Origin of the sequence: Cryptosporangium sp. NPDC051539 (assembly GCF_044454545.1) — a bacterium.
Classification (GTDB): Bacteria; Actinomycetota; Actinomycetes; order Mycobacteriales; family Cryptosporangiaceae; genus Cryptosporangium.
The window spans coordinates 685,821-698,940 of the sequence record NZ_JBITDV010000001.1 but is presented as its reverse complement, the minus strand read 5'-3'; the positions used below and the strand labels follow the sequence as shown (position 1 = coordinate 698,940).

Here is a 13,120-nt window from a genome sequence, read left to right as displayed (position 1 = left end):
CGGTACGGCCTCACCGATCTGCGGCACGCCGTGCATGGCCTGCGGCATCATCGTGCGACGACTGATCAGCGGCTGATCCGGCGCGGCGTCCCCACCCCGGGGCGCCGCGCCGTACCGAGGAGACGCGCGGTTGGATGAGAACCGTGTCTACCAAGGAATACGGAATTTTCCTCCCGATCGGCAGCGGCGGCTGGATGCTCTCCACCACCGCGCCGCACCCGGAGGCGACGTACGCGTACAACAAACGCGCCGCGCTGCACGCCGAGACCATCGGCCTGGACTTCATCATGACGATGGCGAAGTGGCGTGGCTTCGGTGGCAGCACCGACCACTGGGGCGAGAGCCTCGAGTCGATGACGATGATGTCGGCACTGGCCGAGGCGACCGAGCGGGTCAAGATCTGGGCGACGGTCCACGCCAACGTCCACCACCCTGGCGTCGCGGCCAAGATGTTCACGACCCTGCAGCAGATCTCCGGCGGCCGGGCCGGGATGAACATCGTCAACGGGGCCTACGCCGCCGAGTTCACCCAATTCGGACTGTGGAACGACCTGTCCAAAGAAGACCGTTACCGGATGACCGCCGAGTGGACCGACGCGGTGCTGCGCCTCTGGTCGGAGGACGTCGTCACGCTCGACGGCGAGTTCTACACGTTGACCGGCGCCGAGTCGCGCCCGCACCCCGCGGTCCGGCCCACGATCATCAGCGCCGGTCAGTCACCCGCCGGTCGCGCGTTCCAGGCCACCTACGCCGACGGCGCGTTCCTGTCCGCGAACACGCTGGAGGAGATGCGCGACTTCTCCCGCGACGTCCACCGGAAGGCGGCGGACGCCGGGCGGGACGTGAAGACGTACTCGATGCTGATGATCGTGCAGGACGAGACCGATGCCGGTGCGGCGGAGAAGGTCCGGCAGTGGGGTGTGGGTCTCGACCGCGAGGCGCTGGCCGCGATGCAGGCGTCCTGGGGTTTCCCGCCGGAGCGGGCGCGCGCCTGGGCCGAGGGGGCGAACGGCGAGGCCGCGTTCCAGTCGCCGTACGTGAGCGGTTCGACCGCGACGGTGGTCGAGCACATCCGGCAGATCGTCGGCGAAGCCGAACTCGACGGGCTGATGCTGATCTTCCCGGAGTACGACGAAGACATCCTGCGGTTCGGCGAGACCGTGCTGCCGGAATTGCGCAAGCTGGACGGATGACCGACCTCCGCGGACGGCAACTGGCGGCGCTGGACGGTGGACGTCCGGCGCTGCTGGTCGTCGACGTGCAACGCTCGTTCGGAGACCCGGCGTTCCTGGCCGGTTACGGCCTCACCCCGGCCGCGTCCGCCGCGGTCGCGTCGGCCGTCACCACTACCGCTTCGCTGGTGGACGCCGCCCGCGCGGCCGGCGTGCCGGTGATCTGGGTCGGTCTCGGCACCGACCCGGGGGCGCCGTGGCGGGCCAGCCTGTGGTTGCGCACCGGCGATCCGGACGCGTCGTACGGACCGGACGAACCCTGCCTGCTCGGGACGCCGGGCGCGGACTGGTACGGCCTGGCGCCGGCGGCCGGCGAGACGCGGGTGGCCAAGCGCGGGTACAGCGGGTTCCTCGGCACCGGGCTGGAGGCGCACCTGCGGGCGACCGGGATCGACTGGGTCGCGGTCGCCGGGCTGACCACCGAATGCTGCGTGGCGGCGACCGCGACCGACGCGTTCCAGCTCGGGTGGCCGGTGCTGCTGCCCACCGACGCGGTCGCCGCGTACGACACCGGGATGCACGAGGCGGCGCTGGCGCAACTCGCGCTCAACGTCGGTGTGCTGACCACGACGCCGGAACTGACCGCGAGGTGGGCCCGTCGCTGAGGCCGGCCGGCGCCCGGTTCGCCGTCACCGGTGTTCCCACTCCGCGCCGGTACGGGCCCGGAAGGCCTCGACGGCCTCGCGGAGCGTGTGGAAGAAGTGCGCCGGGTCGAGCGGGTGGGCCAGCGCGTAGTGGTTCAGCTTCGTCCGGACCGGGTTCTTCAGCTCGGCGAACACCAGCGTGATGCCCTGCGCGCCGAGCTCCTGGTCGAGGTCTTCCAGCATGTCGGCGGCGGTCGTGTCGATGTCGGTGATCGGTTCCGCGGCGACGACGATCCAGGTCGGGCCGGTGCCGGCGAGCGCGCGGACCTCGTGGCGGAACGTCCGCGCGTTCGCGAAGATCAGCGGGGCGTCGAACCGGTACAGCACCAGCCCGGGCAGCCGGGCGGCGTCCGGGTGGACGGTGACGTCGTGGTACCCGTCGAGGCCGTCGACGAGTCCGAGCTCGGTCTGGTACGGCCACCAGACCCGGCGGAACACGTTGGCCACCGACAGCGCCACCGCGGTCGCGATGCCGGCCAGGACGTCGAAGAGCGCCACGCCGACGAACGCGGCCAGCGCCAGCGCGAACTCGATCCGGCGCTGCCGCCAGAGCCGCACCAGTCCGGGCAGGTCGGCCAGCGAGAGTGAGGCGGCGAGTACCACCGCGGCGAGGATCGGCTGGGGCAGATCGCGCAACAACCCCGGTGCGACGACCAGCATCACGACGATCGTGGCGGCCCCGACGACGCCGGTCAGCTGAGTCTTCGCACCGGCCCGCTCGGCGACCGCGGTCCGCGAACCGCTGGTGCTCACCGGAAAGCCCTGGAACAGCGAGACCGCCAGGTTGGCGGCCCCGATACCGACCATCTCCTGGTTGCCCCGCACCTGCCGGCCGTGGCGCGCGGCGAACGCGGACGCCGTCGAGATCGTGTCGGCCAGCGACACCAGCGTGATACCGAACGCCCCGCCGACCAGCAGCGCGACGTCCGAGAGGACCAGCGACGGGAGCTGCGGCGAGGGAAAGCCGCCCGGCAGCGGCCCGATCAGCCGGACGCCGTGGGCGCCGAGGTCGAAGACCTTCACCGCGGCGATCGCCCCGACCACCGCCACCAGGACGCCGGGGACGCGGGGCAGGACCCGCTGCAGCACCAGGATCACCGCGAGCCCGGCCACGCCCACCAGCAGCGCGATCGGTTCGGTCCGCGTGCCGACCCCGCGGACGAACGCGACGAACTCGGCGGTGAGGCTGCCGCCGTCCACCGAGAAGCCGAACAGCTTCGGCAGCTGGCTGACGAGGATCGTCAGCGCCAGGCCGTTGAGGTAGCCGATCTGGGTGGGCCGGGAGAGCAGGTCGGCCAGGAAGCCGAGCTTCGCGACGCCCGCGATCGTGAGCATCAGCCCGGTGAGCAGGGCGAGCCCGGACGCGAGCGCGACCGCCCGGGCCGGGTCGCCGTTCGCGCCCAGGAGACCGACGAGCACCGCGGCGATCATCGGGCCGAGCGAGGAGTCCGGCCCCAGCACCAGGACCCGGGAGGGGCCGAAGACCGCGTACGCGAGCAGGCAGAACACCGTCGTGTAGAGGCCGGTGATCGGGGGCAGGCCGGCCAGCGTCGCGTAGGCCATGCCCTGCGGCACGAGGAGCGTGGCCAGCACGAGACCGGCCGTGAGATCGCGAGGGAGCCACGCCACCCGGTAGGACCGCACGGCGCGGAGACCGGGTACCCAGCGATCCAGCACGCCACGACCCTAGGGGACGCGGATCAGGACCTCGGAGTGCAGGATGCTGATCCAGCCGTCGGGATGAGCGGCCCACTCCCGCCAGGCGCCGGAGATCGCGTCGAGCTCCTCCCGGGTCGCGAGGCCGTCGGAGAGGACCTGGCGGGTGATCGCGGAGCCGCTGATCCGGTCGGCCCACATGCCGCCCCAGGCCGCGCGGGACGCCGGATCGGCGTAACACCAGGTCGACGACGTCACGGTGACGTCGGTCGCGCCGGCGGCGTGCGCCCAGGCCAGCAGGTGCCGGCCCGCGTCCGGCTCGCCGCCGTTGGCGCGTGCGGCGGCCCGGTAGAGCGTCCGCCAGTGGTCGAGTCCGGGCAGCTCGGGATACCAGGCGAAACCGCGGTAGTCCCCGTCGCGGACGGCCACCACGCCGCCGGGCTTACTCACGCGGATCATCTCGCGCAGCGCGGCCACCGGGTCGGCGACGTGCTGGAGCACCTGGTGGGCGTGGACGACGTCGAACTCGTCCGACGGCAGATCCAGCCGGTGGACGTCCCCGACCAGGAAGCGCATCGGGAGGTCGCCGGCCGCCTCGCGGGTGAGCGCCAGGGCCTGCTCGGTGACCTCGACCGCGGTCACGCGGCCGGGCGCGACCCGTTCCGCGAGGCCCACGGTGATCGTGCCGGGGCCGCTGCCGATGTCGAGCAGCTGCAGGCCCGGCCGGAGGTGGGGAAGCAGGTATCCGGCCGAGTTCTCGGCGGTTCGGGTCCGGTGGGAGCGGAGCACGCTCTCGGCGTGCCCGTGGACGTAGGGCATGCCCCGACGCTAGACCGGATTCCCACTAAACGGGACGGATTTCCCACTATACGGGAACCGGGCCGCTCACAGTGCTCCGTGGTAGGTCTCGTTGATGTCGTCGCCGGTGCTGGAGCTGCCGGCTCCGGCGACCTGCAGGCCGTCGACGAGCACGACGCACTGGATCATCCCGGGACCGCAGTGGAACTCGATCCGCCAGGAGCCCTCACCGGGCCAGGGCTCGAGCTGAAGCGTGCGGCGGTACGGCAGCGTCACGGCGCGGACGGTCAGCGACCGGCCGTTGACCGCGGTCGTGAGCGACCGCACGGTGGTGTGGCCGAACGCGATGAACTCGACCGTGCGCAGGCCGGGGCCGGCCGACGGGGTTCGCGCCGGCGTCGCCGAGTGCGAGGGACTCGCCGCGACCGTCCCGGCGCGCGGTTCGCCTCCCGAGCGGAGGGCGGAGAAGCCGAGCGGCACCCCACCCAGCGCGACCGCTCCGGCCGCCAGCCCGGCCCAGCCCAACACCCGCCGCCGCCCCCAGCGCGTACCCGCGACGCCGGCCGGCGCCGCGTCGGCCGGCCCGGCCGGTTCCGGCGGTGAGTCGGCTTCCTCCGCCCGCTCCTCGATCTCCCGGCGGACGGCGTCCGGGAGCCACGGCCCGCTCGGCGTAGCGTCCGCGAAAGCATCGGTCAGCCGGCGCACGGACGGACGCGCCGCCGGATCCGGGCGCAGGCAGTCGGCGATCAACGGCCGGAGGTCCGGCGGTGGGGAGCCGGCGGACGCGGCGACCAGCGTCGCGCCGAGCGCGAAGACGTCGCTCTCCGGACCGACGGGACCACCCGCCACCTGTTCCGGGGCCATGAACCCGCGGGAGCCGGCCCGCACCGCCGGGCCGCCTCCGAGCGCGGTCGCGATCCCGAAGTCGATCACCCGCGGCCCGTCCGCGGCCAGCAGCACGTTCGCCGGCTTCAGGTCCAGATGCGCCAGGCCCGCACGATGAATCGACGCCAGCGCCTCCGCGAGCCCGGCCGCCAGCAGCCGCACCGAGGCCGCGGGCAATGCGCCGTGCCCGGCGACCGCGTCGCGCAGCGACACCGACGGTACGAACTCGGTGGCGAGCCACGGCACGTCCGCCTCCGCCTCCGCGCCGAGAACGCTCGGGCAGTACTGCCCGCCAACCCGCCGCAGGGCCTCGACCTCGCGGACGAACCGCTCGCGGTACTCCGGATTTCCGGCGAGCCGGGGGTGCATCCGCTTGACCGCCACCGCCCGGTAGCCCGGGGACCGTCCGAAGTACACAATCGCCATTCCGCCCGAGCCGAGCCGGGCCAAGATCCGGTACCGCCCGACCGCCCGCGGGTCGTCGGGCTCAAGCCCCCGCACGGCGGCTTCCGGCCAGCGCCCGCACGTCTCCGCTCTTGAGCCCGACCACGAGCTGACCGTTCCCGGCCGTCATGCCCGGGAGGAAGACCCCCGGTTGTGCCGACACCTGGGCGGCGTAGGTCCAGAGCAGCGTCCCGTCGGACGCGTCCAGCGCGTACACCGCGTTGCCCGTCCCGGCCGCGTAGAGCGTGCCGTCGGCGAGTTCCAGGAAGCTGTCCTGGTCCAGGAACCGCGACCAGAGGATCTCACCGGTCGCGACGCGGAACGCGAACACCTCACCCCGGCCGCCGGCCGCGTAGACGACGTCACCGTGCGGCACCGGGGCGCAGGTGCCGGCGAACGCCGGCTTCAGCCAGGCGGTCGCGCCGGTACGGATCGTGATCGCGTGCAGCACCCGCCGGCTGTCGACGGTGAAGACCAGGCCGCGGGCGGCCGAGACGTAGAGCGGGTAGTCGATCGGATGGCGCCACCGGACCGTGCCGGTCCGCAGGTCGAGGCCGGTCAGCCGGGTCTCGCCGGCCGCGACGAGCATCGGTCCGTCGGTGACCAGGCCCCGCTCGCCGTTGACCCCGGCGGCCCAGCGGGAGCGTCCGGTGGCGAGATCCAGCGCGCGGAGCCGCTCCCAGCCGTAGACGACGACGGACCCGCCGACCGCGACCTGACCGGACGTCGCCTCGAAGATGTCCTCCCGGTACGACCACCGGCGGGCGCCGGTGCGCGCATCGATCCGGGCCAGCGCGGGGTTGGCGCTCTGGTCCTCGAACACCACGCCGCCGGCGACCGTCCCGGTCCCGGTCACGGTGTGCTTCCAGCGCCGGCGTCCGGTGGCCGCGTCCAGCGCGATCAGCTGATCGTCCTGGGTCTTCGCCAGGACGACGTCCCCGACCGTGTAGAGGGCTTCCGGGAAGTAGTCGGCCACCTTCGTGGTCCAGCGGACGACTCCCTTCGGGGGAGGCGCTGCCGAGGCCGGGGTCACCGGCGACGGCCGGGGCCCGGCCGCCGGGTCCGGCCGCCGCCGCGCCCGGCCGAGGAACCGCTGCCCGGCGAACGCGGCCGCGCCCGCGGTCAGGACCCCGCCTCCGAGCAGCAGCGCCCGCCGGCTCAGAACCGTCCCGCGGACGCCGGGCGAGCCGGCGGCCGGCGGGCGGGGACTGGCCGGCGGGCGGGGACCGGTCGGCGGGGCGGTGAAGCGCACACCGCGTTCGGTCGGCGGGGCGGCGCCGGGATCGAACGTGACCGTGTCGGCGTCGCCGGTCCAGGTCTGCGCCTGCGCCACCCGGGCCTCGATCGCGCGCAGGAGCGGCTCCGGCAGCCAGTGGGCGTCCGCCGTCTGCTCCGGGCTCAGCAGGTCGAGGACCTCCTCCGCGGACGGGCGGTCGGCCGCTTCGCGCCGCAGGCACGCGGCCACCACCTCCCGCAGCCGCGGCGACGAGATCCCGCTCAGATCGGTCTCGACGTCGAGCACCCGGTACAGCGTCGCCACCGTGCCGCCGCTCCCGAACGGCAGCGCCCCGGTCGCCGCGTACGACAGCACCGCGCCGAACGAGAAAACGTCGCTGGCCGGACCGGTCACCCCGCCCGCGATCTGCTCCGGCGACATGAACGCCGGTGTCCCGATGATCATCCCGACCTCGGTGATCGTCGTCCCGTCCTCGGGCCGCGCGATTCCGAAGTCGATCGCCCGCGGCCCGTCGGGGGTCAGCATCACGTTGTCCGGCTTGAGGTCGCGGTGCACCAGCCGCGCCCGGTGGATGTCGGCCAGCGCCTCGGCCAGCCCGGCCGCGAGCACCGGCAGGGCCGCGGCCGGTAGCGCCCCGCCGCCCTCCACGGCTTCGCGCAGCGAGACCCCGGGCAGGAACGCGGTCACCAGCCACGGCGAGTCCGCGGAGGCGTCGGCGTCCAGCACCGGTGCGGTGAACGCGCCCGACACCGTCCGCGCGGCGGCCACCTCGCGCCGGAACCGCGCCCGGAACTCGGGGTCGGACGCGAACTGTGCCCGGACGACCTTGACCGCGACCGCCCGCCCCCCGGACGACCAGCCGAGATACACGACCCCCATGCCCCCGGCGCCGAGCCGGGCCAGCAGCCGGTACGAGCCGATCCGCTCCGGGTCGCCCGGTTGCAGTGGCGTCACGCGGCCAGTGTCCACACCGGCGCTACACGGCGGCTATACGTGCACGACCCAGCGGACCTCGCCGTCCTCGAACTCCGGACGCGCGCCCAGGCCGCTCAGCAGCTTCCGGGCCCGGAAGTTGTCCGGTGCGATCCACGCGACGACCCCGGCGAACCGGAGCTGCGCCGCCGCGGCCACGAGGTACCGGACGATCGCCCGCCCGACCCCGACGCTCTGCCAGTCGTCGCGCAGCAGCAGCGACACCTCGGCCAGGCCGGTCGCGGTCACCCGCAGCAGCGTCGCGAAGCCGATCACCTCGCCACTCGCGCCCGGGCCCGCGAGCACGTACGTGCGTCCCCGGGCCGGGTCGACCATGCGCCGCCACTCGCGGTCGAGCAGCGCGTCGCGCCCGGCGGCGTACCTGCTCACCAGCGTCCGGGGCGAGCAGCGTTCGTGCAGTGCGTTGACGACGGTCAGGTCTTCCGCGGTCGCCGGGCGCACCTCGACCGGCACGCCGGACGCGGTCCGGATGATGCTCGTTTTCATGGTTCTACGGTCACGCAGAGTCGTGGGTCGGACGACCCGCCACCTGACGGCTAGAACGTTCTGGTCCGAACAGTCGTCCGGCCGACCCACCCGGTGACGATCAGGAACAGGGCGGCGCTGTACGTCGCCATCACCAGCACGTCCTGGCCCGGCAGTTCGATCCCGGCCGCGCCGAGGCCGATCAGGAAGTCGGAGACCAGGAACAGCGCGCCGCCGGCCGCAGTGCGACGGGAGACGCCGGCCGCGGTGGCCGCCATCGCGCTCAGCGCGAGGCTGTAGACGAGCACGGGCAGGGCCAGGTCACCCAGCGGCCCCCGGAGCAGCGCGTTCGCCACCGCCCAGACCAGCGCGTACGCCACCAGCGCGGACGTCCGGGGCCGGGCGTACCGGGCGAACGCGATCGTCAGGCAGATCTGCGTGCCGAGGAAGAAGCCCATCCCGACGAGGAGCGCCACCTCGGCGTCGATCAGCAGGGCCACGTCGCCGGCCGTGGCGAACGCCAGCGCGGCCAGCACCAGGTCGGGGCGTTGACGCCGTACCAGGTACACCGCCAGCACCGGTGCGAGCAGCGGCTTGGCCACCCACTGCAGTGCGGTCCGGCCCAGCGCGACGGCGATCAGTTCCACGGCGGCGACCACGGCGAACAGCGTCAGCATCGCCGGACCCTATCGGCCGGCCCCCGCCGACGTGCGGCGATCACGCCTGGCGCATCTGCCAGGCGTCGCTGATCAGCTCGGTCAGCCGGGCCCGGTCGACCACCGGAAGCCGCACCATCACCAGCGGCAGCCCGTCGTAACCCGGCGTGGTGAAGAACAGTTCCGGCTCACCGAGCAGGAGCGCCTGCTTCTCGGCCTCGTCGCCGACGAACAGCACCGCGACGTCGGTGCGGATCCGGCGCGGCTGCCCCGGCCGGCGCTCCGGATAGGACCAGACGAAACCCCGGCCTCCGACCCGGAAGTCGAACCCGGCGCTGTCGATCTCTTCGACGTGCGGCAGCGCCAGCGCCAGCCTGCGGACGTCCTCGGCGTCGGCCACCGGCACAGATTAAGCCCCGATGTATCTGATCCGGCCCGCGCCCCTCTTTACAGTCGGAGGCATCTGCGAGGGGACCCGCGAATGGATCGGACCAGTTCCCTAGTCGAACGGGCGATGGGCGGTGACGCCTCCGCCTGGCGGGAGATCGTCGAGCTCTACGGGATGCTCGTCGTGGGCGTGATCCGGCGGCACCACGTGGCCCCGGCCGAGATCGAGGACGTCGCCCAGACGGTCTGGCTGCGCGCGGTGGAGCACCTCGGCGACCTCCGGGAGCCGAAGGCGTTACCGATGTGGCTGATCGTCACCGCGCAGCGCGAGGCCGTGCGGGCGCGCTCACTGCGGCGGCGGGCCGACCCGCGCGATCCGGGCGATCCGCTGTGGGAAGAGGAGTCCGCCGTTCCGGCCGACCCGCCCGGAGACCGGCTGGAACGCCGGCAGGCCCTGCTGTCCGGGCTGACCGAGCTGTCGCCCCGCCACCGCGAACTGCTCCTCCTCCTGCTCGTCGACCCGCCGTTGAGCTACGCCGAGATCCATCGGCGCACGGGCATCCCGGTCGGCAGCATCGGCCCGACCCGGGCCAGAGCCCTGGAGCGGCTGCGCCGCACGTCGGCGTTGCAGGCCCTGCTCGGAGGTGATCGGCATGACGCCACGCTGGGATGACGACGACAGGCTGCTGGCCGAGCTCGGCGACGCGGTGCGGGAGGCCGGTCCGATCGCGCAGCGCGTCGCGCTGCACGCGCACCAGCTCTTCTCCTGGCGGACGATCGACGCCGAGCTCCACGTCGCCGGTCTGGTCTTCGATTCCGACGCCGACCAGCCCGCCGTCGGCGCGACCCGGGCCGGCCCGGGTGATGTCCGGGTGCTGGTGTTCGAGGCGGCCCGGTTGTCCGTCGAGCTGGAAGTGGCGTCCGACCAGGTGCTCGGCCAGCTGATCCCGCCGGGCGCGGCCGAGGTCTTCGTCGAGAGCGACGGCGGGCCGCTGATCCGGCTGAACGCCGACGAGCGAGGCCTGTTCGTGCTCTCCCCGCTGCCCGAAGGACGCATCCGGCTGCGCTGCGACACGCCGTCCGGCCGGATCCTGACCGACTGGGTGGTGCTGTGAGTCCTCAGCTACCCATCGCCACGAACGCGTTGCCGACGAGCTGGGACGGCGTTCCCGCGTGCTCACCGCGTCCGGACGCGAGAGCCTGCGCCGGCGTCGCGCCGTCCCTCAGGTGCCGGTGCACCGAGAGCATGAACGGCACCGTCGCCGGGTCGTCGACCGGCACCACGCTGGCCACCATGCCGGCCGCGCCGAGCGCGATCAGCGACGTCACCACCCCGACCAGCTCGTCCGCTCCGGCCGGGGCCCCGACCGCGGAGTTGCAACTGGAGAGCACCACCCGGTGCGGCGCGTGGCGCAGCCGCTCCAGGTCGTACACGGTCAGCGGGCCGTCATCCAGTTCGAGCGCCGAGAACAACGGGCTGTCGGCGCGGAACGTCCCGTGCGCGGCGATGTGGACGAGACGCGCGCCGTCGATCGCGGCCCGCACGTTCTCCGCGGTCGCTGCGCCGTGGGCGAGCACCCGGGCCCGCGGGTACAGCCGGGCCAGCGCCTCGATCTCCGCGGTGCCGGTGGAGAGCCTGGGCCCGCCGACCAGCACGACCGCGCCGTCCGGTGGGGGCACCGCCCGGCGCGACCGCAGCCAGGCCGCCGCCGACGGCATGACGCTCGTCGGCCGGGTGCGCAGCGACGGCAACAGACCCCACGGCACCGCGTGCAGCCTCCCGGTCGGGATGACCACCAGCGGTTCGTCCCGGCCCAGCAGCGGCACCGCGTCACCGAGCAGGTCGGCCTCCAGCCGCGCGCCGATCACGCCGAGGTCGAGCCGGTGCTCGCCCCGGCCGGTGCCCTCCCGGCGCAGCGCGAACAGCGCGTGCGCGAGCGAGCGGGCCGCCTCCACGGCCGGCCCGACGCGGTGCAGCCGGAGCCGGTGGTTGCCGACGACGACCGCGACCAGCTGCCCGTCCAGCTCGGTGAGCTCGAGCAGCGTCGTCGTGCGGCCGAGTTCGCCGAGCAGTTCGGGCAGCCGGATCCCGGCCGTGGAAGACGCGGTTCCCGGCGTCAGCAGCGCCCGTTTGCGGATCGCGTCCTCCAGGCGGTGCCGCTCCCGCTGCAGCGCGCCCCGCGTCCCGGCCGGTGTCGCGTGCTCCTCGATCCGGCCGACCAGGCTGCGCAACGCCGCGAGGTCCCGGTCGCCGTCGGCCGGCCGCACCGCGGGGACGGCGAGCGCGGTCGCGCGCCAGCGTTCACTCCACTGCAGGATCTGCCGGGCGTCCCCGCGTTCCACGGCGTGCCGCAGCGCGAGCGCGGCCAGTTCCGAGCCCTGGGCGGTGGCCAGCACGCGCAGCTCGGTCGCGCCGAGCGTCCGTAAGTACGCATCGAGCCGGCGGAGGCCGCGGGCGCACGCGCCGAGCATCGCCCGGGTGCGCCCCTCCTCGGAGGCGAGCAGCGCCTGCGCGAGGCAGGCCGAGACCTGGCCCGACAGACCGCGGGGCCGGCCGGCCGCGGCCGCACGCAGGTGCGATCGGCCGAGCGCCGGTCGGCCCGCGCCGAACGCGGTCCGGGCGGTGAGCAGATGAGCGCTGATCGCCTGCTCGGGGTCGAGCGCGTCCAGCTGGGTACAGACGCGCCGCGCGCGGCGCAGCAGGCCGTCGGACCCGTGGTCCTGCGCCTGCAGGAACACCAGCTCGGTGCGGGCCAGCCACCAGGGCCGGTGCTGACGCCGGAACAGGCGCAGCGCCTCGGCCGCGTGCTCGCGCGCGGCGACCGGTTTTCCGGCGGCGTGCGCCGCGAGTGCGGCGCAGTGCAGCAGCTCCGACCGTTGCGTCGGCGATCCGCGGTGCGACCGGATCCGGTCCAGCGCGCCCTCGGCGGTCTCCAGCGCGTCCCGGTGCAGGCCCGCGGCCAGCAGCACCGTCGTTTTGGTGACGTAGAGTCCGGCGTCGAAAACGCCGAGCTCGGTGACGATCCGCTCGGCGTCGTCGAGATGGGCGAGCGCGGCCGGCAGGTCACCGCGGGCGAACGCGGTGGCACCGCGCTCCTGGCGGGCGGACGCGTACTCGAGATCCTGCCGTGCGTCGGCGTAGAGCCGGGCGCACCGCGCGTAGTCGCGGTCGGCCCGCACGGTGTCGCCCACCGCGAGCCGGACCGCGGCCCGGTGCTGGTAGGCGCGGGCGGCCCAGACCGGGTCACCGCCGGCCAGCAGCCCGACGGCACGCCGGGCGTCGGCCAGAGCGGCGTCGTACCGGCCGAGCGACCACAGCACGTAGACCCGCCGGATCAGCACGCGGCCGGTCAGCGTGCCGGTGGCGGCGTCGACGGCGCGCTCCAGAGTGGTCAGGCCGGAGCGGGTGCGGCCCGCCATCACGAGCGCGACGCCCAGGCTGGCGAGCACGTCGGTCCGCCGGTCGTCGTCGCCGGCGATCCGCGCCCAGCGCGCCGCGGCCCGCAACTCGGTCACCGCGTCGGCGATCGTGCCGAAGTCGCGCAACACCACACCGGCGGCCTGATGGGCGACGGCAGCCAGTGCGGGGGCGGGGTCCGTGGCCAGGATCGCCCGCGCGGCGGTGAGGGCCTCGTTCGGACGCGCCAGGGCGAGCGCCAGCAGCTCGTCCGCGGACGTCCGAGCGGGACCGTCGCCGGACGCCGTCACTCACCGATCGTAGGT

Annotated in this window: 12 protein-coding genes; 4 read left to right on the top strand and 8 right to left on the bottom strand. The window is 74.2% G+C overall.

All coding sequences use genetic code 11. The annotated features are described in order from the left end of the window. Nucleotides 1-143 precede the first annotated feature (143 nt). A complete protein-coding gene (locus ACIBZJ_RS03315) occupies nucleotides 144-1,193 on the top strand; it encodes an LLM class flavin-dependent oxidoreductase (RefSeq protein WP_395924954.1) in 1,050 nt (349 codons plus the stop codon). After that, the gene (locus ACIBZJ_RS03310) at nucleotides 1,190-1,837 is read left to right on the top strand and encodes a cysteine hydrolase family protein (RefSeq protein WP_395924952.1); all 648 of its coding nucleotides are present in this window, start codon (nucleotides 1,190-1,192) and stop codon (nucleotides 1,835-1,837) included. Before ACIBZJ_RS03315 ends, ACIBZJ_RS03310 begins: the two co-directional genes overlap by 4 nt. Nucleotides 1,838-1,861: 24 nt before the next feature. On the opposite strand, the gene ACIBZJ_RS03305 is transcribed toward ACIBZJ_RS03310, so the two are convergent. The 7 genes from ACIBZJ_RS03305 to ACIBZJ_RS03275 form a co-directional block, all read right to left on the bottom strand. Further along, nucleotides 1,862-3,553, bottom strand: a complete 1,692-nt coding sequence (locus ACIBZJ_RS03305; RefSeq protein ID WP_395924950.1) for a SulP family inorganic anion transporter — start codon at nucleotides 3,551-3,553, stop codon at nucleotides 1,862-1,864. Between the two features lie 9 nt (nucleotides 3,554-3,562). Next, nucleotides 3,563-4,351 carry a class I SAM-dependent methyltransferase gene (locus ACIBZJ_RS03300; RefSeq protein WP_395924948.1) on the bottom strand — a complete coding sequence of 263 codons (789 nt, stop codon included), beginning with the start codon at nucleotides 4,349-4,351 and terminating at the stop codon, nucleotides 3,563-3,565. Nucleotides 4,352-4,417: 66 nt separating this feature from the next. Then, a complete protein-coding gene (locus ACIBZJ_RS03295; protein WP_395924946.1) occupies nucleotides 4,418-5,716 on the bottom strand; it encodes a serine/threonine-protein kinase in 1,299 nt (432 codons plus the stop codon). Then, entirely contained in the window at nucleotides 5,703-7,850 is a 2,148-nt protein-coding gene (locus ACIBZJ_RS03290) for a PQQ-binding-like beta-propeller repeat protein (RefSeq protein ID WP_395924944.1), read from the bottom strand. Before ACIBZJ_RS03290 ends, ACIBZJ_RS03295 begins: the two co-directional genes overlap by 14 nt. Nucleotides 7,851-7,883: 33 nt before the next feature. Then, entirely contained in the window at nucleotides 7,884-8,375 is a 492-nt protein-coding gene (locus tag ACIBZJ_RS03285) for a GNAT family N-acetyltransferase (RefSeq protein ID WP_395924942.1), read from the bottom strand. Nucleotides 8,376-8,425: 50 nt separating this feature from the next. Beyond that, nucleotides 8,426-9,031 (bottom strand): lysoplasmalogenase, encoded by a 606-nt coding sequence (locus ACIBZJ_RS03280; RefSeq protein WP_395924940.1) that lies wholly within the window; start codon nucleotides 9,029-9,031, stop codon nucleotides 8,426-8,428. A gap of 40 nt (nucleotides 9,032-9,071) precedes the next feature. Then, the gene (locus ACIBZJ_RS03275; protein WP_395924938.1) at nucleotides 9,072-9,410 is read right to left on the bottom strand and encodes an MmcQ/YjbR family DNA-binding protein; all 339 of its coding nucleotides are present in this window, start codon (nucleotides 9,408-9,410) and stop codon (nucleotides 9,072-9,074) included. Nucleotides 9,411-9,491: 81 nt separating this feature from the next. Between ACIBZJ_RS03275 and ACIBZJ_RS03270 the strand changes: the two genes are divergently transcribed. Continuing rightward, complete coding sequence (locus ACIBZJ_RS03270; protein WP_395924936.1) at nucleotides 9,492-10,070, top strand: RNA polymerase sigma factor; 579 nt, start codon at nucleotides 9,492-9,494, stop codon at nucleotides 10,068-10,070. Then, complete coding sequence (locus ACIBZJ_RS03265; RefSeq protein ID WP_395924934.1) at nucleotides 10,051-10,512, top strand: hypothetical protein; 462 nt, start codon at nucleotides 10,051-10,053, stop codon at nucleotides 10,510-10,512. Before ACIBZJ_RS03270 ends, ACIBZJ_RS03265 begins: the two co-directional genes overlap by 20 nt. A gap of 4 nt (nucleotides 10,513-10,516) precedes the next feature. Here ACIBZJ_RS03265 and ACIBZJ_RS03260 read toward each other — a convergent pair whose 3' ends face one another. Next, the gene (locus ACIBZJ_RS03260; RefSeq protein ID WP_395924932.1) at nucleotides 10,517-13,105 is read right to left on the bottom strand and encodes a CHAT domain-containing protein; all 2,589 of its coding nucleotides are present in this window, start codon (nucleotides 13,103-13,105) and stop codon (nucleotides 10,517-10,519) included. Nucleotides 13,106-13,120: the final 15 nt, after the last annotated feature.